Source organism: Pseudomonas sp. SDO52101_S400, assembly GCF_054071635.1.
The window spans coordinates 1-23,981 of record NZ_JBSVWF010000006.1 but is presented as its reverse complement, the minus strand read 5'-3'; the positions used below and the strand labels follow the sequence as shown (position 1 = coordinate 23,981).

The window sequence follows — 23,981 nt, the reverse complement described above, 5'->3', positions numbered from 1 at the left end:
GATCAGTCAGGCAACGCGCAGGCCCCTCCCTCGGTCAGTCTCAGCACCTGCTCGGTCAAGCGTTCCAGCAAGGTCTTTTCCGACTGTTCCAGCCTTGCGGCGCATCGGTTCATCTCGCTCAGATAATCAGCGGAGCTGAGCTCTTCAGCCCTGTCGAACAGCGCCTGAATCTCCTCGTGATGAGGGCGGCGGGCCTCGTCGAAATGCTGGGCAAAACTGTTCTTCACGAAGTCGCTCCAAAAGGGTTGGCGAACCAGAAACTTCAACCACTCAGACGACAGTTCGGCCGTCTGCACTCGGTGGATGGCTGTCACCAGATCCTCCCCCGTCACATCGGCGATTGAAGCGTAACGCATGTGCGACGGCTGCCCTGGCAGATCGAGTGACGGAGTCAATCCCGTGCGATAGGCAAGGCTCACCTCCAGTGGATCCGGCGACTTTCGCTCCATCGCGTGCTCCGCAGCGATCAGATCCACCTGTTCCAGGCGAAACAGGCGTCTTGCAAGATTGATCAATGACGTCGCTGAAGGCTGTCGGCTGCCGAACTGGCGGGTTGCTCGCTGGACTTGCACGGCAACCTCCAGATGACTGAAGTTCACGGCGGCGTTATCCGCACAATCGATCGGGTTGGCTGCAAGGTCGAAGACCTGCTCCCGCAATTCGGCATCGTCCCGTGTTGCTTCCAGCACTGCCCAGACCCGACGGGACATGTCCTCGCGCACATGGATGGATTCGGCGGTATTGCCCAGCTCCGCCAACAGGTGAAACAGCCCTTCAGCCATCGGATCATCCTTGATCGCAGTCCATGTCTGCAGACGCCGGGACCCCACCGATCCGCCTGTTTCGGTGAGCCAGATCGAGCGCGCCTGATTCTCGTCCAGCCGCGCAATATCGTTGTCCAGATAACCAAAACCGACACCGATCCTCTTGTGGTAATTCTTCAGCAGCGTAGTGCTGGACTCCGAAATCGGATTGCGGCCCAGATTGATCGTTTCACTGAAGCGCCTCGGCGTTTCAAAAAGCCACTCCGGCAAGTCGCGGATATCGTTGTCACGCAGATCCACCCGGTCCAGATTGGGCAGGCGGGCCAGCCCCTTGGGCAGCTCCGTGGAACGGGTATCGCGTACGGACAGGTCAACGAGATCAAACATGTGGCTGACGTCCAAAGTTCCACCCAAAGGGTTGTAGCTCAAATTCAGACTTTGCAGATTGCGCATCCGGGATAACTTCGCCAGGGAATACTCCGTCAACCGGAGCTGATTGCGTGCCGCGCTGAACTCACGGAGGTTGGGCATGTTCGAGATCACCTCCGGCAACAAAGTGAGTCTGTTGCGATCAAGGTCCAGGAACTCGACCTGAGGGAAAGCCTTGAGGAAATAAGCGACATCGTTGTCCAGGTGCATGTTGCGCAGTGACAAATGCCTGACATGGTCAAACGACAACCCCACCGGCAAGACCGGCAGTCTGCCGCAGCGCATGCCATCGAGTTCCAGTGCGTAAACCGGTCGGTGATTCTCACCGGACGCAAAGATCATTCGCCGAAAGCAGTCTTCGATTTCGAACGCCACGAGCTGCCGGCAGTCAACGGTTTCAGTCAAATTACCGCCCAGCGCCCTCATGGCCGCCTCATCTTCGCTCCAGGCATCCAGCGCTTCGCGAAGCCTTGCCAGATCATGGTGCAACTCCCTGACCCGAATGGCCCGGGTCAGGTGGTCGCTGCCCAATTGGTCGAGAAACTCGCTGGCTTGCGTATCGGAAAACAAGGGATAGAGCTTTCTGACTTTGCGCAACAGACGACCCGAATGCGTCGACAATCCGGAAGGCGAATCGGCAAGTGTGCAGACAGATTCCAAGAACTCCGGTTGAAACTGACCACCGGCCAGCAACCGGGCGCATCCCTCATGCTCATGCAAAGCACTTTCCAGCAGTCTGCTGCGTAAACGCCAACCATCGTCCGGCATTGGTTCTGCAAAACCGATGGCCTTGCGCTGGCTTGCTGAAAGACCTTTGAGAATCCCGTGGTACAGACTGTCCGGCCCGGACCTCGCCTGGCCAAGTGACTTCCCGTCACTGCCATACACTTCGTAACCACTGACGAGCTTCACCAACGTGCACGCATTCGAGGACGTTGTCGGTTTCTTGCCCAGCCTTTCCAGCAACTCGCCATTCAAGCGTTGCGCCCGAAGTTCCAGATAGAACTCTGGATCCCATCCGCTGAGCTGCGGCAATAACCCGATCGCCAGTTTCCCGGTGTCATCGTTGGCAATCTCGGTCTGGTAAAACCCCGTCAGCGCCCGATCCACACGCACATCGCTTGAGGCTTGCCGCGCCCTCTGCGCCAACCCCATGGGCACTCGTCCGGTGGTGCGCAGGTGTATCCGTTCAACACTCGGCGTCCGCTTGAGCAGCTCACGGGCATAGCGCACCGGCAGATCCGCAAAGGCGCTGCGCACCTTGAGCCACTCACCGGCAACGTCTTGATCGTATCGGCTGTAGAGATGGTCGAACGTCGACTTCCGATCGGCCTTGACCGCAGCCCCGATCACTTTCGCCAACTGCTGACTGGCGTCGGCCGGAGCAACGTTCGCCCCCACCAATGCCTCCACCTCTTTGGGATACAGGCCGTTGAGGACTGATTGCAGCAGCTCGCCCTTCCCCAGTTGCCCATGGTTGACGATGACGCTCACGGTGTCATCGTCAATCGATCCGGGCGGGTAGGTCTCGGTGATGCGCCCTTGTTCATCCACGACCTTGATGTAGCGATCGGCCGGCCAGTTCGCAAGCCGTGGCAAAGCATGCAACTGCTCGTTGACGTAACGGGGATCGCTGGCCTCACCTCGCTCCATGGCGGCAATGTATTCGCGCACTCTGCGCTCAATTCCGAAACGCTCGATCATGTCCAGCAAACGAGGAGGCAACGGGCGATTGCCGTCGCTCAGGCGATGCAGTTCATCGATCCGGGTGTCAGTCAACCGACGGGCCATCTCCAAACGACTGTCCTCCCACCCCTCAAACCCGGGATCAATACGTTTGAGCGTGTACGCCCCGCTCCATCGCTCGGTCTGCTCGAAGGCATGACGCCAGCCTCCGAAGTCATTGCGCGTCAATACAGGCTGATAGGCCTGCGCACGCACAGGATGCCGGACTTCCCAGGTCTTGGACCCAGGCTCCAGCGCCACCTCGTAGGCTCGATTGTCGAGACGGGCAAACTGCTTGTCGTTCACTCGGTACAAACCCGGTGTATCGAGTTGCGGCTCGGCCATTTCCGGAAGCGGCTGTTCATAACCGATTAACTGCGGCTTCCACAAACGAGGCTGACCCTCACGGTCCAATATGGCCGTGAACGGCTGGAAGAAATCCGGATGCTTGCGCACCGTCTTGATTGCCAGTGTTTTCAGCCCCTTGATACCAGCCCCCACACTGGCCATCAGCACAATGTTTTCAGCGACGCTGAGCAGGTGTGAAAACGCCTCCTCACGATCTCCGCGTGTCCAGTCCTCGACCCCCTCATAAACTTCCGCCAGCATTTGCCCTACGGCAACCCCCATCATCAATTGCCCTACGACCGGAACGAAAATTGCGGCCACATTGGCGACTGTCAGACCGATTTCCAGATACTGCAGCAGGCGCTTCTTGCGCGCTTCTTCATCCACATCGGCGGTCGGTACCGCGAGCGCGCGGGCATCGATCTGCAGTTTGCCGATATGGCTTTGGTGCATGAAATCGAGCAACGAACCGGTTATCGGCAAGTATCTGGCACGACCCAGGCTGCGAGAATCCGCGAAGTTTTTGAAGAAGTCCGCCTTGTCGATCTCGCCGAGGCAATGCGTGAAGTAGCTCTTGTAGCTGGCCACCCCCAATTGGTATTCCAGGTACTCGAGGAACGCCGAGAAACTCGCATATTCGTACAACGGTTGAGAGGGCTCGCCGGGCATGTAGACCAGGCACCATTGATCCGGGCCCGACTCGACCGAGCGCTCGGAAAACACCACGACGCCCCAGATGCAACAGTCGAGCAGTTCGATACCTTGCATGATCAATGGCCGGCCCTGGTAATTCAGGCTTTCGGCATCAGCGATACCACCGGCCTCGAGCAGGCGCTCCAGGCTGTCGCAGGCGTCCTGGCTGATGTGTTCCTTGAGCAGCGCCAGATGCAGATCCAGTTGCAGCAGCTGTTTTTTCAGGGCGGTGATATTGCGGACCGTGGGACCGGTGGCAATCGGTTTGCCACCCACTTCCCTGATTCCGAATACCTGCTGAAAATGCTGTTGGTACTTCTTCCCGAGGTCGAGCTCGCGACAGAGTACGGCGAACACTGTCGGTGTCAGGCCCGCAATCCCTGCCGGCTGGCCAGCGATGCGCACCACACTGCCTGCAGGAAAGTAATCGTCCCGCGCCTCGCGTTTCGTGAAGTTCTGCATCGCAGCCTCCAGAAGCGTCGGCGTTGCCGGCGGCATGACCGGCGATCCTCCGCCTGGCGGAGTGACGGGCTCACAACCGCAATATTCTCCGGGCAGCTCCAGATAGTCTTTTTCGACATCGAACTCCGCCGGCCATCGTGCTTTCAGGGTGCTGGCCAGCAGTGCGGCGCAGAAGCTGTTCAGGGGTTGCAAGCGACCAAGATCGGCGTCGACCTTTGCCTGAGCGGCATGTAAATCACGTGCGGTCTTGTCCAGTGCCGCGAGTGTGGAACTGGAGGCTTTCAAGAGGTTGGGAGGCAGGTTTTTCTGCAAGGCCTGGGCAGTATCCAGATCGCCGGTAGCTTCCAGCAAAAAAGTCAGTATCTGTTTTTGGGTCAACGGTGTCGGTGTATCCGACTTCGCACTCGACATGGGCAATATTCCTTTATTGCGCTTCGGAAGCTCTACCCTAACGATCCCGCCCCTGGAAAAAAAACACGAAAAACTACGTGGTCAAGCCCGCAAACCAACAGACATCCGCATGTTTTAAATATTTATCTACTACCCACGGGGTCAAGCAGGAAGCTAATGGCCCATCGGTCAGGACAATACGCTTATAACTGATCGTTCTAAAACTCCCACATCCGAGCCGGGTCAGTTTCTGGGTACCGGCCATTTCGGCGCGGTTCAGCGACACCCTCCCCAACGGAAAAACCGGTAAGGACTTTATGTGCGGATTAGCTGGCGAGTTACGTTTTGATCAACAACCTGCAGACCTTGCAGCCATCGAGCGAATCACCCATCACTTGGCGCCTCGCGGCCCCGATGCGTGGGGTTTCCATGCTCAAGGGCCGATTGCCCTGGGCCATCGACGGCTGAAAATCATGGACCTGTCGGACGGCTCGGCGCAGCCGATGATCGACAGTCAACTGGGCCTGTCCCTGGCGTTCAATGGCGCGATCTACAACTTCCCGGAACTGCGCGCCGAGCTTGAAGCGCTCGGTTATGCTTTCTACTCCGGCGGCGACACCGAAGTACTGCTCAAGGGCTATCACGCCTGGGGCGAAGCACTGCTGCCGAAACTCAACGGCATGTTTGCCTTCGCCATCTGGGAGCGTGATGCCCAGCGCCTGTTCATCGCCCGCGACCGTCTCGGCGTCAAACCGCTGTACTTGTCGCGCACCGGCCAGCGCCTGCGCTTTGCCTCGGCGCTGCCGGCGCTGCTCAAAGGCGGCGACATCAACCCGATCCTCGATCCTGTGGCGCTCAACCATTATCTGAATTTCCACGCCGTGGTCCCTGCGCCGCGCACCTTGCTGGCGGGCATCGAAAAGCTGCCACCCGCGAGCTGGATGCGCATTGACGCGGACGGCACCACCGAGCAGAAAACCTGGTGGACGCTGCCTTACGGCCCACACGACGACGAGAAAAACCTGACACTGGAAGACTGGCGCGACCGCGTGCTCGACAGCACCCGCGAAGCCGTGGCGATCCGCCAACGGGCGGCCGTGGATGTTGGCGTGCTGCTGTCCGGCGGCGTCGATTCGAGCATGCTCGTCGGCCTGCTGCGCGAAGTCGGCGTGGAAAACCTGTCGACTTTTTCCATCGGTTTTCAGGATGCCGGCGGCGAGCGCGGTGACGAATTCCAGTATTCCGATCTGATCGCCAAGCACTACGGCACTCAGCACCATCAATTGCGCATCGACGAAAAAGAGATCATCGAGCAACTGCCCGCCGCGTTCCGCGCCATGAGCGAGCCGATGGTCAGCCACGACTGCATCGCCTTCTATCTGCTGTCCCGAGAAGTGGCCAAGCACTGCAAGGTTGTGCAAAGCGGCCAGGGCGCCGACGAGTTGTTCGCCGGTTATCACTGGTACCCGCAGGTGGACGGCGCAGCCGACCCGTACGCGGCCTATCGCGAAGCGTTTTTCGACCGCAGCTACGACGACTACGCCGCCACGGTGCAGCCGAAATGGCTGACCGCCAATGACGCTGCCGGTGACTTCGTGAAGGAACATTTCGCACAGCCCGGCGCTGATGCGGCGGTCGACAAAGCCCTGCGTCTGGACAGTACGGTGATGCTGGTGGACGACCCGGTCAAACGCGTCGACAACATGACCATGGCCTGGGGCCTGGAGGCGCGCACGCCGTTTCTCGACTATCGCCTGGTGGAGTTGTCGGCTCGTATTCCGGGCGAATTCAAACTGCCGGACGGCGGCAAACAGGTGTTGAAAGAAGCTGCGCGGCTGGTTATTCCGAGTGAGGTGATCGACCGCAAGAAAGGCTACTTCCCGGTGCCCGGTCTCAAGCACTTGCAGGGCGACACTCTGAGCTGGGTGCGCGAACTGCTGCTGGATCCGAGCCAGGATCGCGGCCTGTTCAACCCGGCCATGCTCGACAAACTGCTGACCGATCCACAAGGTCAGCTGACCCCGTTGCGCGGCTCCAAGCTGTGGCAACTGGCGGCCCTGAACCTGTGGCTCAGCGAACAAGGAATCTGATCGATGAAACCTCACGCCACGGCTTACAGCCAACGGCTGCTGCGCGGTCAGACACCGTCTTACGAACGCTTGCAGGCGCGTCTGGCTGAAGATGGCAATCAACCGAGCGCCGAACCGATTGCCGTGCATTGCGGCTGGGGCCGGTTGCTGATCGGCCACACCTTTCCCGACCCGGCCAGCCTTGCCCAGGAATTGCTCAACGAGCAGCCGGGCGAGCGTGATATCGCTCTGTACGTGGCCGCGCCGCAGCAGATTCTCGGCCTGGAACCGACTCAACTGTTTCTAGACCCGTCCGATACCTTGCGCCTGTGGTTCAGCGATTACCGTCAGGCCACTCGGGTGTTTCGCGGCTTCCGCATCCGTCGCGCGCAAAGTGACGAGGACTGGCAGGCGATCAATCAACTGTATCAGGCGCGCGGCATGTTGCCGATCGATGCCAGCCGGCTCACCCCACATCATCAGGGCGGGCCGGTATATTGGCTGGCCGAGGACGAGGACAGCGGCGCAGTGATCGGCAGCGTCATGGGCCTCAATCATCAGAAGGCGTACAACGACCCGGAAAACGGCAGCAGCCTGTGGTGCCTGGCGGTCGATCCCCAGTGCTCGCGTCCCGGTGTCGGTGAAGTGCTGGTTCGGCACCTGATCGAGCACTTCATGAGCCGCGGCTTGAGCTACCTCGACCTGTCAGTGCTGCACGATAACCGTCAGGCGAAAAACCTCTACGCCAAACTCGGTTTTCGCAACCTTTCGACCTTCGCCATCAAGCGCAAGAACGGCATCAACCAGCCGCTGTTTCTCGGGCCGGGGCCGGAGGCCGCGTTCAATCCCTATGCGCGGATCATTGTCGAGGAAGCCCACCGGCGCGGCATCGATGTGCAAGTCGACGATGCCGATGCAGGGCTGTTCACCCTCAGCCATGGCGGTCGCCGGGTGCGCTGCCGCGAATCCCTGAGCGACCTGACCAGCGCTATCAGCATGAGTCTTTGCCAAGACAAAAGCCTGACGCACAAAGTGCTCAAGGCAGCCGGACTGAACCTGCCGGCACAGCAACTGGCAGCGAATGCGGACGACAATCTGGCGTTTCTCGATGAGCACCAGCGGGTAGTGGTCAAGCCGCTGGATGGCGAGCAAGGCCAGGGCGTGGCGGTGGATCTGCAAAGCATCGAAGAAGTACAGAAAGCCATCGAAACCGCGAAGCAATTCGACAGCCGGGTACTACTCGAAAGCTTCCACGAAGGCCTCGACCTGCGGATTCTGGTGATCGGTTTCGATGTGGTCGCGGCAGCAATCCGCCGCCCGGCCGAAGTGGTCGGTGACGGTCATCACTCCATCGGCGCCCTGATCGAAGCCCAGAGCAGACGCCGGCAAGCGGCCACCAGCGGTGAGAGCAAAATCCCGCTGGACCACGAAACCCAGCGCACCCTGCACGCGGCGGGTTACGACTACAGCAGCATCCTGCCGGCCGGCGAGCATCTGTTCGTGCGACGTACGGCGAACCTGCACACCGGCGGCACGCTGGAAGACGTCACGGCGATTCTGCATCCGACCCTGGTCGATGCCGCCGTGCGTGCGGCGCGAGCGCTGGATATCCCGATGGTCGGGCTCGACCTGATGGTGCCCGCCGCCGATCAGCCGGAGTACGTGTTCATCGAAGCCAACGAACGGGCAGGCCTGGCCAACCATGAGCCGCAGCCGACGGCCGAGCGGTTTGTCGATCTGTTGTTTCCGCACAGTCAGCCGGCCGTTTGATCTCTCTTCAGCCTCACTCCCGCGTCCAACGCGGGAATGAGGCCCCGCAACAGGAGTTTCCATGACCACCCAAATTCCCGAACCGGATCTGAACTACCTGCAAAAAGTCCTGCTGGAGATGCTCGCCATTCCCAGCCCCACCGGGTTCACCGACACCATCGTGCGTTACGTCGCCGAGCGTCTGGAAGAGCTCGGCATTCCCTTCGAAATGACCCGTCGCGGCACCATCCGCGCCACGCTCAAGGGCAAGAAAAACAGCCCCGACCGCGCGGTGTCGGCGCACCTGGACACCATCGGCGCCGCCGTGCGCGCGGTGAAGGACAACGGGCGTCTGACTCTCGCGCCGGTCGGTTGTTGGTCGAGCCGCTTCGCCGAAGGCAGCCGCGTCAGCCTGTTCACCGACAACGGCGTGATCCGCGGCAGCGTATTGCCGCTGATGGCGTCCGGGCATGCCTTCAACACCGCCGTGGACGAGATGCCGATCAGTTGGGATCACGTCGAACTGCGCCTGGACGCCTACTGCGCGACCCGCGCCGATTGCGACTCGCTGGGTATCAGTGTGGGCGATGTGGTGGCGTTCGATCCGCTGCCGGAGTTCACCGAAAGCGGCCATATCAGTGCCCGCCACCTGGATGACAAGGCTGGGGTCGCGGCGTTGCTCGCGGCGCTGAAAGCCATCGTCGACAGCGGTCAGGAGTTGATGATCGATTGCCATCCACTATTCACCATCACCGAGGAAACCGGCAGCGGCGCGGCGGCGGCCTTGCCGTGGGATGTCAGCGAGTTTGTCGGGATCGATATCGCCCCGGTCGCGCCCGGCCAACACTCCAGTGAGCACGCGGTGAGTGTAGCGATGCAGGATTCCGGCGGACCTTACGACTATCACTTGTCGCGACACCTGTTGCGCCTCGCCGGTGAACACGAGTTACCGGTGCGCCGCGACCTGTTTCGCTATTACTTCAGCGACGCCCATTCAGCCGTGACCGCCGGCCACGACATTCGCACCGCCCTGCTCGCCTTCGGCTGCGACGCGACCCACGGCTACGAACGCACGCACATCGACAGCCTCGCCGCGCTGAGTCGTCTGCTGGGTGCGTACATCCTGAGTCCGCCGGTGTTCGCCAGTGATGCGCAACCGGCCAACGCGTCACTGGATCGCTTCAGTCACCAGATCGAACACGAGACGCAAATGGAAAGCGACACCCGGGTGCCGTCGGTGGACAGTCTGGTGGGGCAACGCTCGGACAGTTGAGTCTGGCCCTCGGCGGTCATTCGCCGTAGCATCCCGACATTGATTTAGCCGAGGTGCCCATGCTGATTCCCTACGACGCGCTTGAAGTCGACACCCTCACCCGCCTGATCGAGGATTTCGTCACCCGCGACGGCACCGACAACGGTGACGACACTCCACTGGAAACCCGCGTGTTGCGGGTTCGCCAGGCCCTGACCAAAGGCCAGGCGCTGATCGTCTTCGACCCGGAAAGCGAACAGTGCCAGTTGATGCTCAAACACGACGTGCCCAAGCACCTGTTCGACTGAAACGGTCAACGGCCCTTGCCGCTGGCCTGCTTGCGCTGGATCCGCTCATAGACTTCGGCGCGGTGCACGTTGACCTGCTTTGGCGCCTCGACGCCGAATCGCACGCTGGAGCCGTTGACCGCCAGAACGCGCAAAGTGATGTTGTCGCCGATGGAAATCAGTTCACCGACAACACGGCTGAGTACAAGCATGGGGGTTGTCCTTCAAGGTTTTCGAGCCTTGAAGATGCGCGGCTTTCGAGCGCCCTACAATGCGCTGCGGGCAAATCAGTCAAACCCTACGCGCCAGGTCGCTTTGACCTTCAGACGTTTCCTTCAAACCCGTGCTTCAGGTCGCCGAAAATCGTGGCCCGAACAGAATCACGCTGGCTCCGATCACGCACAAGGCGACACCGATCCAGTCCGACCCCAGCGGGCGGATGCGCTCAACCACCGCCAGCCAGCCAATCGACGCAATGATGTAGATGCCGCCGTAAGCGGCGTAGGCGCGACCGGCGTAGGTCGCTTCAACACGCGTCAACAACAGTGCAAACAGAGTCAGGCTGAGCAGCGCCGGGATCACCCACAAGGCACTCTTGCCCTGGCGCAACCACATCCAGAAAGCGAAACAACCGGCGATTTCGAACAGCGCGGCGAGGAAAAACCACAAGTAGTTGAGCATGCAGATGACTCGTCAGGGTGACTGTGGCGGTCACCCTAACGACGGGACTTCAGCGGTGCAAGTTCAGCCGTTGTTCTGTTTGGCCTTGGCGCGCATCTTTTCCGCCATCGCGGTCATTTCGTTGTACAGCAGCTGCGGGTTCTTCTGCTTGATCGCCCAGGCCATACGTCCTTGTTCGTGGGGCAGGATCATGAACTCGCCGGCGGCGACCTGCTTGTAGATGTAGTCAGCGATATCGGCGGCGGTGATCGGCGAACTTTCCAGCAACTTGCCGACCTGGGCTTTCATCGCCGGAGTCGGACCACGGAACGAGTCCAGCAGATTGGTCTGGAAGAACGACGGGCAAACCACGTGGACACCGACTTCCTGTTGGGCCAGTTCGATCAGCAGGCTTTCGGACAACGCCACCACGCCAGCCTTGGCCACGTTGTAGTTGCTCATCGCCGGGCCCTGCATCAGCGCCGCCATCGAGGCGATGTTGATGATCTTGCCCTTGCTCTGTTCCAGCAGTGGCAGGAACGCCTTGCAGCCTTTGACCACGCCCATCAGGTTGATCGCGATCTGCCAGTCCCAGTCTTCCAGCGACAGCTCACTGAAGAATCCCCCAGATGCCACGCCCGCGTTGTTGACGATAATGTCGATGCCGCCCAGTTTCTCTTCACAGGCCTGGGCGAACGCGGTGAGCTGGCTGTAATCGCGCACATCGCAGCGCTGGATGAAGCCGTCGCCGCCGGCCTCGCGAACGAGTTTCAGAGTTTCTTGCAAGCCGGGCTCGCTGACGTCCGACAAGGCCAGTTGCCAGCCTTCACGCGCCCAGCGCAGCGCGATTTCGCGGCCCAGGCCGGAGCCCGCGCCAGTGATCATCATGCGATTTTGCATAGCAAACAGCCTTGTTGTTCCGGGGAAGATGCGCGGAGTGTAGCGAAGGATCCGGAGCCACCCACGCTCCATCAGATTGCTGAATGGCAGGAGCAAACCGTGGCATCAAACGAAATAAGACCGTGAACCAAATACACTGAAAAAACATTGAATTTTCTTTCATGCGCACCAGTCGGAATTTATAAGCCGTCTGGATTTAGTTCAACTTCCAGCCGCCCTTGAACACCAAGACTTCTCAGACACTATCAACAAGGAAATCGACATGGGCACAATTCTTATCATTATCCTGATCCTGTTGCTGATCGGTGGTCTGCCGGTCTTCCCGCACTCCAGAAGTTGGGGTTATGGCCCTTCGGGCATTATCGGTGTGGTGCTGGTTGTGCTGCTGGTGCTGTTGTTACTCGGTCGGATATGACTTTTTGACCGACAAAAAAAGAGGCCCTGAAAAGGGCCTCTTTTTATTGTGCCGAATGATCAGTCCGGCTTGCCGTTAATCACACCGGCGGTGTTGTCGATCAGGCTCTTGGTGGCCGTCTGCAGGAACGCTTCGAGTTTGAGTTTCAACTCGGCAGTGCGCGGTGCGTCCGGAATGATTTCGGCAGAAGGATTCGCGCCCAGTTGGTACTGGTAGATCTTCGGCGCCATTTCCTTCTCTTTCGGCAGCACCAGGATCTGGTCAGCCGTAACGATGGCGGTAGTCTGCTCGCTGCCCGACGGCTTGATCACACCAAAACCGGTATCGCCTGCCGGCAGGTTGAGCAGGTCACGGCCCCAGCACTGATGACGCACTTCGCCACCCAGGCGACCCATGATGGTCGGCACGATGTCGATCTGCGTACCCACGGTGTGGTCACGAGTACCGAATTTTTCCTGGATGCCCGGTGCGATCATCAGCATCGGCACGTTGAAGCGGCCCAGGTCCATTTCGGTGATCTGACGCTCGTTGCCAAAGCCATGGTCGCCGACGATGACAAACAGGGTTTCCTTGAAGTAAGGCTCCTTGCGGGCCTTTTCAAAGAACTGGCCCAGCGCCCAGTCCGCGTAACGCATGGCGGTCAAGTGCTCGTTGAGCGTGCCACGATCCGTTACGCGCTCGACCGGCAATGGCGTCGGCAAGGCGTAAGGTGTGTGGTTGGACAGGGTCTGCAGCAGTGCGTAGAACGGCTTGCCGTTTTCCCGTGCCTTGAGCTCCACCAGACCGCGGTCGAACATGTCCTGGTCGGACACACCCCAGGTCGGATCGGAGAACACCGGGTTGACGAAGTCATTGCGGCCAACGAAGTTGGTCATGCCCTGGTTGCTGAAGAACCCGGACTGGTTGTCCCAGGCAAAGTCGCCGTTGTAGACGTAGACGTCGTCATACTTGCGCGCGCTGAGCAACTGCGGCAGGCCGGACAGTTTGTGGCTGCCTTCCGGGGTCTGCATCAGGTATTCGAAACCCGGCAGGTTCGGGAAGCAGGCCATGGTGGCGAACATACCCTGGTGGGTGTGAGTGCCGTTGGAGAAGAAGCGGTCGAACAGCAAGCCTTCCTTCGACAGTTTGTCGAGGTACGGCGTGATGTTGCCCGGCGCACCGAGAGCGCCCACCGAGTGACCGGCCATGCTTTCCATGAGGATCACGACGACGTTCTTGATCGGCAGAGTCTTGTCGGCCGGCGGCGTGTAGTCACGACGCACGGCGGCGATGTCGCTGTCGACCAGTTTGTCGTCCGGCATCACCAGCATCTCGCGGACGACTTTCTGCGCCTGATCCTGCGGCAGCGTGGCCTTCCAGATGTTGTTGCGGTCTTCGCCCATGCGGTCCTTGGCAGCCGCGATCAGCGACAGGGTGCCATTGAGGCCGAGCTGGTTGGCGAAGTTCGATTCGGTGGTGTACACGTCACCCCAACGCAGCGGCGGGCCCTGACGCAGGGTGCCACGCACGGCGACCACGCAGATCAGCAGGCACACCACGAACACCGCCAGACGCGCATACCATGGCGCCACCTGACGGGTGCCGACGTTGCCGCCACTGAACGGACCACGTGGACGGGTCAGACGGTCGGCGCCCTTGAACGCCAGGGTCAGGATCAACGTGCCCACGGCCCATGCCAGCAGGTAACGCACCACCGGGAAACCGTACCAGAGCATGCTCATCACGGTTTTCGGGTCTTCCTTCACATACTGGAACACCAAGCCGTTGAGGCGCTGGTGGAACTCGCGGTAGAAGTCCATCTCCATCAGACCAAGGAACAGCGCAATGCTGGAGGTCACGGTCAGCCACAGACGGAAGAACCCGCGAGCAGCCATGGCCCGGGCACTGAACAGCGCCAGCACCATCGGAACACAGAGGTAAACCACAAGGCGCAGGTCGAAACGCAGGCCGTTGGCGAAGGCTTCGAGGAACGTCGAAGCCGGGGTGTCGAGGATCATCTCGCGGTTGTAGACCAGCAGCGCGAGGCGCAGCACGGAAAACATCACCATCATGACCAGCGCGCACAGAAGCGTGTAGGCCAGATGCGATTTGACGGTCGGTTGCAGCAGGCGACTGGAAGATCGCTGCTGATTCAGGGCGTCCGGGTTTGCCATGTCGTTTTAGGACCCATTGGAAGTTGAAGTTGCAAAAATACAGCTGCGCCCTGCCCTCTGTTGGCCATTCCAGGCCCCGGGGCTTGCGCGGTGCGCAAATGTTGCACGATCACCGGCGGCATTGCCATTGATTACTGCCCCGCTGCCGGACTCTTTCATTAAAGGCACGGCATACCCGGACAGCTGCAAACAGCGCGGGCGAATTGTCTTGAAGACTTTGTGAAAATTTCGTTCAACGCATATCCGGAAACACAATAAACCTACAAAACAAAACGCCCCGAGTTCATCGGGGCGTTTGCAGAGGAACGCGATACTTACTTCTCGGCGCGCTCTTTCAGGGCTTTCAAGGTATTGAACGGTGCGTCGACCACGAACTTGTTGGCAATCATCGACGGCACGCTACCACCTGGCTCGGTGTGGACCTGGTAAGTCACTTCGACCTGATCGCCTTTTGGCACGAACTTCCAGAAGCCTTTGACCTGAGTTACGCGGACAAAGCCTTTTTCTTCCGGCAGGTACTTCGGCAGGCCTTCGAGGTTGCGGGTCAGGCTGCCATCGGCGCCTTCAACAGTGGTGACGTGCAGGATGGAGTCGCGCGGGGTCACCGGCCATGGCGTATTGAACTGGGTGTAGGTCCAGCTCTGATCGCCTTCGTGCTTGAGCAGTTTCTGGGTCTTGCACTCGTGAATCCAGGCACAGGCGCCGGAGACGTCTTCCTGCAATGCGCGCAATTTGGCGACAGTGGTCTTCATCAAGGTCACGCCCTGATAAGACTTGTAGTCCGAACCCGGCACTTCGCTCAGGGAGACTTTGATGCCGTCTTGGTTCTTGGCCACTTTCCAGTCTTCAGCCTGGGCAGCCGAAGTGGCCAGCACGGCAGTCAAACCACACAACACAGCGATACGATGCAGCGAACCCATAGTCTTATTCCTTATTGTTGAAGTTCCGTTCGTTTGACACATCACGCCGCCGTCATCTGCTCCCACCAGCCGAGCAGTCTGATCGCGTCCTCCTGACTGCTTCCGCAGACTTCAACATCGGCCTTGAACCCCGAACAGACCGCTGGACGCTCCGGTTGGCCGAAAATGCTGCACAGGTTTTCGACCGAGAGCTGAACGCAACGTTCGCCGGCAGGTTTGCCATCGGGCATGCCTGGAATCGGCGAGCTGATGGAGGGGGCAATGCAACAGGCGCCACAGCCTTCGCGGCATTTCATGACGACGAGTTCCTCGCGACGGGCAATGTGTTAAAGGGACGCGGACAGGGTAACCGCTAAAACGGCTGTTTTAAATTCCCTGAACCGGGGTTTTTACGCAGAAACGAAAGTGACTGACCAGTCTCCGACAAAGCGTCTGGTCTGCGGGTCACGGATCGATTGAATTTACTGCTTGAATTCGAAATCCAGCGCCGCGCCTTCGACTTCACGGCGTTCTTCGTTGCGCAGCTGCAACTGCATTTCGTTGCTCAGCAGACGACCGTTGAGTTGGAAACCGCTGTTCTTCTCGCCGAACATCTGCGGCAGGATCGCCTCACGCTTGGGCAGCGGCACAGTGCCGACCGGTCTCAACTGCTGAACCATGTCCTTGGGCAGACTCAAGTCGAGTCTGGCCGGAGGTAACGGCGTCCTGGCCACTTCACTGGCGGATTTCGACTTGGAAGCGATTGGCGCGCGTTTCTTTGCAGGGGCGGCTTTTTTCTGTTGCTTGTCTTTCGCAGGAACGGCTTTCTTGCTGGCAACCGGCTTTTTAACCGTGGACGCTGCTGTCGGTTTTTCCGAAACGGCAGCGGCCATGACAGCTGGCGCGTGACCGATCATCAATAGACAAAGCAAAACCCAGGCAGCAGGAAAAATCGCTTTCATGGAACCTACAACGCTAACGGCAGAGGGCCATATGCTCGCTTGTTGAACGCCACATGACAAGCACGCCGCGTGGTCTGTTCAGAAACCGCCGGCCATTTCCTGACACAGTTGAGTCGCCAGCAGACCAAGCGTCATCAACGCCCTTTCCGCCTCGCGATTCCACGGCGTGCCGCAGTTCAGGCGGATACAGTGGTTGAACTGCTCGGTATTACTGAAGATCAGACCCGGTGCGATGCTGATGCCCTGCTGCAATGCGCGGACATGCAATTCCTGCGTGTTGACCCGCCCCGGCAGACTCACCCAAAGGATGAAACCGCCCGTGGGCCGGGTCATTTGCGTGCCTTCGGGGAAGTACTGCTGCACCGCCAGCTGGAACGCGCTGAGGTTTTTTCGGTATTCCTGGCGGATGTACCGTAAATGCCGGTCATAACCGCCATTTTCCAGATAAGCGGCAATCGCCATTTGGGTGACGCTGCACGCCGAATGCGTGGTGAAGGTCTGCAGACGCTGGATTTCCTGCTGATACTTGCCGGCAATCATCCAGCCGACACGCACACCGGGTGACAAGGTCTTGGAAAAGCTCGAACAGTAAATCACCCGATCCAGCCGGTCGTAGGCCTTGAGCGCCTTGGTGCGACCTTGCTCGAACATCAGTTCGCCATAGATATCGTCTTCGACGATCTGGATATCGAAATCCGAGGCCAGACGCAGCAATTGTTTTTGCCGCTCTTCGGGCATCGTGCCACCCAGCGGGTTGCTCAGTCGTGTGGTCAGCACCAGCGCCTTGATCGACCATTGGTTGGCCGCCAGTTGCAGGGCTTCCAGACTCATGCCGGTGGCCGGGTCGCTGGGGATTTCGATGACTTTCAGGCCAAGCAGGTCGGCCAGTTGCAGCAATCCGTAATAGGTCGGTGATTCGGCGGCGATCAGATCGCCGGGACGCGTCAGCACTCGCAACGACATCTGCAGCGCATCGACACAACCGTGAGTGATCACCACTTCCGACGGGTCAACCACCACCCCGGCGTCGCGCATACGGATCGCCACTTGCCGACGCAACGGTTCGAAACCCGGGCTGAACATGTAGCTGAAGGCGCGCGGACTATGGAATCGGGTGACTTTGGCCAACTGCTGATGCAAAGCGCGCACTGGCAAATAATCGACGCTCGGCACGGCTGCGCCCAGCGGGAACACGCCTTCGCGGCGCGACTCGACCAATACTTGCTGAATGATGCTGGCGCGGGTGACCAGGCCTGGTCGTTCGACCCGGGCAATGTCCGGGGTCGGTGCGGTCAGTGCCGGGGTCTGGTGCACGTAGTAGCCAGACTGCGGCCGTGCGCGGATCAGCCCCTGATCCTCAAGGTTGGCGTAAGCCTGCAATACCGTGGCATGGCTGACGTTGAGCTGCGAACTCATCTTGCGCACCGAAGGCACGCGCTCGCCCGGTTGATAGACGCCACGGCGGATGTCTTCGGCCAGTTGTTGAGCAATACGTTGGTAGAGCAAGAGATTGGTCATGACGCAGCACTCGATATCACGGGTATTTTATTTTTGTGTGAACAATACCGGAACAGTTCTGAAGTGTACTGGGACAGTTGCCATATTAGTCAACCATACAGTGCAGTGTCGGATAAATCTGTACTGCTTTGTGAGGTAATCGACAGACGTAAAAAAGCCCGGCGCTGCATGACAGGCCGGGCTTTCCAGTAACGCCACCCTCAGCGGGCGGCGCCGAGCTGGCCTTTTTCGTCGGAGAATACGATTTCCACCCGACGATTCTGCGCACGCCCACGCTCGGAAGCGTTGGCGTCCACCGGGTATTCGTCGCCGTAGCCTTCGACCTGAATGCGTTTTTCGTCGATGCCCAGGTCCGTCAGCACATCGGCAACCGACTGCGCACGATCACGGGACAGCTTGAGGTTTTCCTGTTTGCCGCCAGTGCTGTCGGTATAGCCCTCGATGCGCACCACGCGCTTCGGATTGAGCTGCAGGAATTGCACGATCTTCAGGACCACGCGATTCGCCGAATTCTTCAGCTCGGCTTCGCCGGTGTCGAACAGCACGTCACCGAGGGTCATCACCAGACCTCGATCGGTCTGGGTGGTGGCCAGTGCGACGATCTGTTCTTCCAGCCATTTGCCTTGCTGCTGCACGCTCAACAGTTTGGATTCGCGCAATGCCAGTTGCAGGCGCTGGCGCTCCAGTTCCAGCTTCGCCGCACGCTCTTCGTTAAGCACCAGATTGGTGTGCTCGCGGGCGATCTGGCTGTAACGCTGGCTCAGGTAGGAGTAATGCGCCACGTCCGAGCCGCTTCCCCAATAAGTGGAGAGGCGATCGGCGCGGGCCAGGGATTCACCGGCACGGATCACGTCTTTCGGCGCGATACGCAGCACATTGGAATCTTCCTTGACCTTCTGGAAGTCAGCGCTGGCCTCCTGCAAAGCGGTTTCGCTGTGTTGACCGGCGCAACCATAGAGGCTGGCAAAACCCACGAGGATCAGAGTGCCGAAGGCTTTTGAAGTCAGGCTCATTGGGCATCCCCCAGTTGCTTGCGCAGGCGGACGATGCGGGTATTGAGCACATTCAGTTGCTCCTCGCTCTTCTGGGTCAGCACCTTGGCTTCGGCCAGGCGTGCGTCCAACTCGGCCTGTTCGGCGCGCATCCGCGCATTCTTGAAGGATTCGCCGGTCATGCTGCCCTTGGCCCGGTTGAACTTGTCTTCTGCCAGCTTCATTTCCGGCACTTCGTCGGCGGTGGCGCCGACAGCCTTGGCCTGCTCCAGCGCCTGTTCGGTGAGGCGCATTTGTTCATTGGGTGCCGGATCGCTGGCGCAACCGGCCAGGGCCAGAACGGCCAGGGCCGTGAAAAGAACTCGATTACTCACTAAGAATCCCTACTGTTTTGGGGCGCTGACAGGTTGTTGCGGCGGCTGTTGCTGCTGCGCCTTCCAGCGCTCGATGTTGCGTTGCAGCGCGGCTTCCGTCAGGCCGGACGCGGGCAATTCTGTCATCTTTTTGGCCAGCTGTCCGCGCAACCACGGATCGTTGCACGCCGAGTTGTGGGAAAGTGCCAGGAACAGACCGGGACGGTCAATCGGCTGCTCAAAGGCCAGCAGATCATTGGCCATGCCCAATGCCTGCGCGGCCGCCATCCCCGAGTAGCGACCGGCGAGTACATATTCCACTTCGCCCAGCAGCAGTTTCTGCAGGGCCTGAGTGAGGTTTGCCGTACGGGTCAGGGTCAAATGCTGCTCGGCGAAAGTGCCGAATGCCTGGGTCATTCGAGATTTTTCCGACAATGCTCCTTGATGGCCCTGAAGATCTTTGGCTTCGCTGTAGACCAGGGTCGAGCCCTTCCGGGTCCAGACCAGATAGTCGTTTTCCAGCAGCGGTGGATGAATGTAGTCGAGGTTTTCCAGTTCGTTGAAAGTCATGGGGGCGTCGGCCAGCATGTCCATGCGCCCGCTGCGAACCTCGTCGAGTGCCTGTGAGCGTTTACCGGCGTAAAGCAGTTCTACCTTGATGCCCAGGTCCTTCGCTACCTGCTGCAACAGGTCGGCACTGGCACCGATCAACTGTTTTGGATTCTGCGGATCCTGCCAAAGATACGGCGGTGCATCCGGGCTGCCGGTGACGATCAGCCGCTCGCATTTGCCCGCCGCCATGGACAATCCCGGCAACAGGCCTGAACACAGCAATAACGAGAAGCCCAACCGGCGATGCAGATCCATGGCGAAACGCTCCCACTCAAATCCGAGACAAAAAAAAGCCCGACCAACAGGCCGGGCTCTTTATAAGTGAAGCCGCCGGATTAGACCAGCTTCTCCAGCTCAGGTACGGCTTCGAACAGATCCGCCACCAGGCCGTAATCGGCCACCTGGAAGATCGGTGCTTCTTCGTCCTTGTTGATCGCAACGATCACTTTGGAGTCTTTCATGCCGGCCAGGTGCTGGATCGCGCCGGAGATACCGACGGCGATGTACAGCTGTGGCGCAACGATCTTGCCGGTCTGACCGACCTGCATGTCGTTCGGTACGAAACCTGCGTCGACCGCGGCGCGGGAAGCACCCACTGCGGCGCCCAGCTTGTCGGCCAGGGCGTACAGATGTTTGAAGTTGTCACCGTTCTGCATGCCACGGCCGCCGGAAATGACGATCTTGGCAGCGGTCAGCTCAGGACGATCGGACTTGGCCAGCTCTTCGCTGACGAAGCTGGAAGTGCCGGCGTTGTGAGCAGCGGCTACCGATTCAACGGCAGCCGAACCACCTTCAGCAGCAACCGGGTCGAAACCGGTGGCACGCACGGTGATCACTTTGATCGCGGCGGTCGACTGCACGGTAGCGATGGCGTTACCGGCGTAGATCGGACGCTTGAAGGTATCAGCGCTTTCTACCGAAATGATCTCGGAGATCTGGTCAACATCCAGCTGGGCGGCAACGCGCGGCAGGATGTTTTTGCCGTTGGAAGTCGCAGCGGCCAGAATGTGGCTGTAACCCTTGCCCAGCTCAGCAACCAGCGGAGCAACGTTTTCCGGCAGCTGATGCGCGTAGGCAGCATTGTCAGCGTTCAGGACTTTGCTCACACCGGCGATTTTCGCAGCGGCTTCAGCCACGGCGCCAGCGCCCTGGCCGGCAACCAGAACGTGGATGTCACCACCAATTTTGGCAGCGGCAGCCACGGTGTTCAGAGTGGCCGGAGCCAGCACTTTGTTGTCGTGTTCAGCAATAACCAAGATAGTCATTTAGATTACCTTCGCTTCGTTTTTCAGTTTCTCGACCAGTTCAGCCACCGACTTGACCTTGATGCCCGCGCTGCGTGCAGCCGGCGCTTCGACTTTCAGGGTCTTGTTGGTGGAGGCGGTGGAAACGCCCAAAGCGTCCGGAGTCAGCACTTCGAGAGGCTTCTTCTTGGCTTTCATGATGTTTGGCAGGGACGCGTAGCGCGGCTCGTTCAAACGCAGGTCGGTGGTGACGATGGCCGGCAGTTTCAGGGAAACGGTCTGCGCGCCGCCGTCGATTTCGCGGGTCACGGCAACGCTGTCGCCGGAGACTTCGACTTTCGAAGCGAAAGTGCCCTGACCGTAGCCGCTCAGTGCTGCGAGCATTTGGCCGGTCTGGTTGTTGTCGCTGTCGATGGCCTGTTTGCCCAGGATCACCAGTTGAGGCTGTTCCTTGTCGACCACGGCCTTGAGCAGCTTGGCCACGGCCAGGGAGGTCAGGTCTTCAGCGGATTCGACGAGGATGGCGCGGTCGGCACCCAGAGCCAGTGCGGTACGCAGCTGTTCCTGAGCGGTGGACGGGCCGATGGAGACGACGACGATTTCAGTCGCAACGCCTTTTTCTTTCAGGCGTACGGCTTCTTCCACTGCGATTTCGCAGAATGGGTTCATCGACATCTTGACGTTGGCGAGGTCTACGCCGGAATTGTCCGCCTTGACGCGAACCTTGACGTTGTAATCCACAACGCGTTTGACAGCTACAAGAACCTTCATGGATTCCTCGTTACTCTCCGGTGAAAAGAAAGTCGCCTAGGCGAACCTGGCGGTTGATGCTCATCGGGCACAAGGGCACCTCTAAAAACGCCGGCTAAGAGGGATGACCGTTCGTCAGTCGTGACCGACGAGTCATGCCGCTTCGCGGTGTGTAAACTGCGCGCCGAACCTGCGCTGCGCATCACCGGTTACCGCCTACGCCCTGTCTTTAGAGGTGCTCTTGAAACCACCATTCAGCCTACGGCGAGCGCAAAACCGCCCGTATCTTGACCGGAACGCCCATTCTGGTCAATACGCCAAAATGCCCTGTCATAAGCCGCGCTTCTTTGATTTCTCTGGGCTGGAGCCGATTCAAACAAACGTTTGTATTGGACGCTAAGAGTGGTGTAGATATAATGCGCCGCCTAGAGAGAAAGGTGGTTTGCCCATTATTACCCTTGACGTTAACGTAAAGGCAATAACGGATACGACACCGAACCTCCAAATTAGAAAAAAAACTGTTGAGCCTTGAGTAGGAGATAGCCTGTGGAACGCGAATACATGGAATTCGACGTGGTCATCGTCGGTGCCGGCCCCGCTGGCCTGTCCGCCGCCTGCCGTCTGAAGCAGAAGGCCGCCGAAGCCGGTAAGGAAATCAGCGTCTGCGTGGTCGAAAAAGGCTCCGAAGTCGGCGCACACATCCTGTCCGGTGCCGTATTCGAACCACGGGCCCTGAACGAACTGTTCCCGGACTGGAAAGAACTCGGCGCCCCGCTGAACACGCCAGTCACCCGCGATGACATTTTCGTGCTGAAAAACGCCGAAAGCGCGCAGAAAATTCCTGACTTCTTTGTGCCCAAGACCATGCACAACGAAGGCAACTACATTATTTCCCTCGGCAACCTGTGCCGCTGGCTCGCTCAGCAGGCCGAAAACCTGGGCGTAGAAATCTACCCGGGCTTCGCCGCTCAGGAAGCGCTGATCAATGAAAACGGCGTGGTACGCGGGATCATCACCGGCGACCTGGGTGTCGACCGCGAAGGTCATCCAAAAGAAGGCCTGTACACCCCGGGCATGGAACTGCGTGGCAAATACACGCTGTTCGCCGAAGGCTGCCGTGGCCACATCGGCAAGCAACTGATCAAGCGCTACAACCTCGACAGCGACACCGACGCCCAGCACTACGGCATCGGCCTGAAGGAAATCTGGGAAATCGACCCGGCCAAACACCAGCCTGGCCTGGTGGTGCACACCGCCGGTTGGCCGATGGACATCATGGGCACCGAGAACACCGGCGGTTCCTTCCTCTATCACCTGGAAAACAACCAGGTGGTTGTCGGCCTGATCGTCGATCTGTCCTACAGCAACACCTACCTGTCGCCGTTCGACGAGTTCCAGCGCCTCAAGCATCACCCGGTATTGAAGCAATATCTGGAAGGCGGCAAGCGCATCAGTTACGGCGCACGTGCGATCTGCAAAGGTGGCCTGAACTCGCTGCCGAAGATGGTCTTCAAGGGCGGCGCGCTGATCGGTTGCGACCTCGGCACCCTGAACTTCGCCAAGATCAAGGGCAGCCACACCGCGATGAAGTCCGGCATGCTCGCTGCTGAATCCGTGGCCGACGCGCTGTTCGCTGAAAAGGACGGAACCGAAGAGCTGACCACCTACGTCGACGCCTTCAAGAAAAGCTGGCTCTACGAAGAACTGTTCGCCAGCCGCAACTTCGGCCCGGCGATCCACAAGTTCGGCGCCATCGTCGGCGGCGGTTTCAACTGGCTGGACCAGAACATCTTCGGCGGCAAACTGCCGTTCACCCTGCACGACACCAAACCGGACTACGCCTGCCTCAAGCTCGCGGCCGACTGCAAGAAGATCGACTACCCGAAACCCGACGGCAAGATCAGTTTCGACAAGCTGAGCTCGGTGTTCATCTCCGGCACCAACCACGAAGAAGAACAGCCGTGCCACCTGAAGCTGACCGACCCGAGCATCCCGCTTGCCCGCAACCTGCCGATGTACGACGAACCGGCGCAGCGCTACTGTCCGGCCGGCGTGTATGAAGTGATCACCAAGGAAGACGGCGAGAAGCGCTTCCAGATCAACGCCCAGAACTGCGTGCACTGCAAGACCTGTGACATCAAGGACCCTTCGCAGAACATCACGTGGGTGACGCCGGAAGGCGCTGGCGGCCCGACCTATCCGAATATGTAAGTCGAACCGCTGAACATCAAGGCTCCCTATATGGGGGCCTTTTTGTTGCCCACTATTCCTGCAACGCCACAAAACCAATGTGGGAGCGGGCTTGCTCGCGAAGGCGTCGTGTCAGGCAGCATATCTGTCAACTGACACACTGCA

At 59.4% G+C, this 23,981-nt stretch carries 20 protein-coding genes; 6 read left to right on the top strand and 14 right to left on the bottom strand.

Annotation, left to right across the window (positions count from 1 at the left end; all coding sequences use genetic code 11):
* Nucleotides 1–2: 2 nt before the first annotated feature.
* On the bottom strand, nucleotides 3–4,832 hold the full coding sequence (locus ACW9HX_RS04190) for an NEL-type E3 ubiquitin ligase domain-containing protein (protein ID WP_457379602.1): 4,830 nt from the start codon (nucleotides 4,830–4,832) through the stop codon (nucleotides 3–5).
* A gap of 296 nt (nucleotides 4,833–5,128) precedes the next feature.
* Between ACW9HX_RS04190 and ACW9HX_RS04185 the strand changes: the two genes are divergently transcribed.
* The 4 genes from ACW9HX_RS04185 to ACW9HX_RS04170 all read left to right on the top strand — a co-directional run bounded on the left by ACW9HX_RS04185 (nucleotide 5,129) and on the right by ACW9HX_RS04170 (nucleotide 10,189).
* Nucleotides 5,129–6,901, top strand: a complete 1,773-nt coding sequence (locus ACW9HX_RS04185) for an N-acetylglutaminylglutamine amidotransferase (RefSeq protein WP_457379601.1) — start codon at nucleotides 5,129–5,131, stop codon at nucleotides 6,899–6,901.
* Nucleotides 6,902–6,904: 3 nt separating this feature from the next.
* A complete protein-coding gene (ngg, locus tag ACW9HX_RS04180) occupies nucleotides 6,905–8,650 on the top strand; it encodes an N-acetylglutaminylglutamine synthetase (RefSeq protein ID WP_457379600.1) in 1,746 nt (581 codons plus the stop codon).
* 61 nt (nucleotides 8,651–8,711) lie between these two features.
* A complete protein-coding gene (locus ACW9HX_RS04175) occupies nucleotides 8,712–9,902 on the top strand; it encodes an osmoprotectant NAGGN system M42 family peptidase (RefSeq protein WP_115078817.1) in 1,191 nt (396 codons plus the stop codon).
* 59 nt (nucleotides 9,903–9,961) lie between these two features.
* The gene (locus ACW9HX_RS04170; RefSeq protein WP_003192759.1) at nucleotides 9,962–10,189 is read left to right on the top strand and encodes a YheU family protein; all 228 of its coding nucleotides are present in this window, start codon (nucleotides 9,962–9,964) and stop codon (nucleotides 10,187–10,189) included.
* A 5-nt stretch (nucleotides 10,190–10,194) separates the two neighbouring features.
* On the opposite strand, the gene csrA is transcribed toward ACW9HX_RS04170, so the two are convergent.
* The 3 genes from csrA to ACW9HX_RS04155 all read right to left on the bottom strand — a co-directional run bounded on the left by csrA (nucleotide 10,195) and on the right by ACW9HX_RS04155 (nucleotide 11,728).
* Nucleotides 10,195–10,380: a carbon storage regulator CsrA gene (csrA, locus tag ACW9HX_RS04165; protein WP_169431402.1), complete on the bottom strand. Its 186-nt coding sequence runs from the start codon at nucleotides 10,378–10,380 to the stop codon at nucleotides 10,195–10,197.
* Nucleotides 10,381–10,516: 136 nt separating this feature from the next.
* A complete protein-coding gene (locus ACW9HX_RS04160) occupies nucleotides 10,517–10,849 on the bottom strand; it encodes a YnfA family protein (protein ID WP_085710895.1) in 333 nt (110 codons plus the stop codon).
* A 63-nt stretch (nucleotides 10,850–10,912) separates the two neighbouring features.
* Nucleotides 10,913–11,728: an SDR family oxidoreductase gene (locus tag ACW9HX_RS04155; RefSeq protein WP_457379599.1), complete on the bottom strand. Its 816-nt coding sequence runs from the start codon at nucleotides 11,726–11,728 to the stop codon at nucleotides 10,913–10,915.
* 256 nt (nucleotides 11,729–11,984) lie between these two features.
* Here ACW9HX_RS04155 and ACW9HX_RS04150 point away from each other — a divergent pair, with 256 nt between their 5' ends.
* The gene (locus ACW9HX_RS04150; RefSeq protein WP_169432680.1) at nucleotides 11,985–12,143 is read left to right on the top strand and encodes a DUF3309 family protein; all 159 of its coding nucleotides are present in this window, start codon (nucleotides 11,985–11,987) and stop codon (nucleotides 12,141–12,143) included.
* Between the two features lie 59 nt (nucleotides 12,144–12,202).
* On the opposite strand, the gene ACW9HX_RS04145 is transcribed toward ACW9HX_RS04150, so the two are convergent.
* The 10 genes from ACW9HX_RS04145 to ACW9HX_RS04100 form a co-directional block, all read right to left on the bottom strand.
* Complete coding sequence (locus ACW9HX_RS04145) at nucleotides 12,203–14,296, bottom strand: LTA synthase family protein (protein ID WP_457379598.1); 2,094 nt, start codon at nucleotides 14,294–14,296, stop codon at nucleotides 12,203–12,205.
* Nucleotides 14,297–14,610: 314 nt separating this feature from the next.
* Nucleotides 14,611–15,216 carry an START domain-containing protein gene (locus ACW9HX_RS04140; RefSeq protein ID WP_457379597.1) on the bottom strand — a complete coding sequence of 202 codons (606 nt, stop codon included), beginning with the start codon at nucleotides 15,214–15,216 and terminating at the stop codon, nucleotides 14,611–14,613.
* Nucleotides 15,217–15,257: 41 nt separating this feature from the next.
* The gene (locus tag ACW9HX_RS04135; RefSeq protein ID WP_457379596.1) at nucleotides 15,258–15,512 is read right to left on the bottom strand and encodes a YkgJ family cysteine cluster protein; all 255 of its coding nucleotides are present in this window, start codon (nucleotides 15,510–15,512) and stop codon (nucleotides 15,258–15,260) included.
* A 165-nt stretch (nucleotides 15,513–15,677) separates the two neighbouring features.
* Complete coding sequence (locus ACW9HX_RS04130; RefSeq protein ID WP_457379595.1) at nucleotides 15,678–16,157, bottom strand: translation initiation factor 2; 480 nt, start codon at nucleotides 16,155–16,157, stop codon at nucleotides 15,678–15,680.
* A gap of 78 nt (nucleotides 16,158–16,235) precedes the next feature.
* The gene (locus tag ACW9HX_RS04125; RefSeq protein WP_096820992.1) at nucleotides 16,236–17,675 is read right to left on the bottom strand and encodes an aminotransferase-like domain-containing protein; all 1,440 of its coding nucleotides are present in this window, start codon (nucleotides 17,673–17,675) and stop codon (nucleotides 16,236–16,238) included.
* A gap of 200 nt (nucleotides 17,676–17,875) precedes the next feature.
* On the bottom strand, nucleotides 17,876–18,688 hold the full coding sequence (locus ACW9HX_RS04120; protein WP_457379594.1) for an OmpA family protein: 813 nt from the start codon (nucleotides 18,686–18,688) through the stop codon (nucleotides 17,876–17,878).
* Nucleotides 18,685–19,041, bottom strand: a complete 357-nt coding sequence (locus ACW9HX_RS04115; protein ID WP_457379593.1) for a DUF4398 domain-containing protein — start codon at nucleotides 19,039–19,041, stop codon at nucleotides 18,685–18,687. The genes ACW9HX_RS04120 and ACW9HX_RS04115 overlap by 4 nt, the downstream gene beginning before the upstream one ends.
* Before the next feature lie 9 nt (nucleotides 19,042–19,050).
* Entirely contained in the window at nucleotides 19,051–19,887 is an 837-nt protein-coding gene (locus ACW9HX_RS04110; protein ID WP_457379592.1) for a substrate-binding periplasmic protein, read from the bottom strand.
* A gap of 80 nt (nucleotides 19,888–19,967) precedes the next feature.
* Nucleotides 19,968–20,897, bottom strand: a complete 930-nt coding sequence (locus ACW9HX_RS04105; RefSeq protein ID WP_457379591.1) for an electron transfer flavoprotein subunit alpha/FixB family protein — start codon at nucleotides 20,895–20,897, stop codon at nucleotides 19,968–19,970.
* Nucleotides 20,898–21,647: an electron transfer flavoprotein subunit beta/FixA family protein gene (locus ACW9HX_RS04100; protein WP_003226982.1), complete on the bottom strand. Its 750-nt coding sequence runs from the start codon at nucleotides 21,645–21,647 to the stop codon at nucleotides 20,898–20,900.
* Between the two features lie 525 nt (nucleotides 21,648–22,172).
* Between ACW9HX_RS04100 and ACW9HX_RS04095 the strand changes: the two genes are divergently transcribed.
* Entirely contained in the window at nucleotides 22,173–23,837 is a 1,665-nt protein-coding gene (locus ACW9HX_RS04095) for an electron transfer flavoprotein-ubiquinone oxidoreductase (protein WP_457379590.1), read from the top strand.
* Nucleotides 23,838–23,981 lie beyond the last annotated feature (144 nt).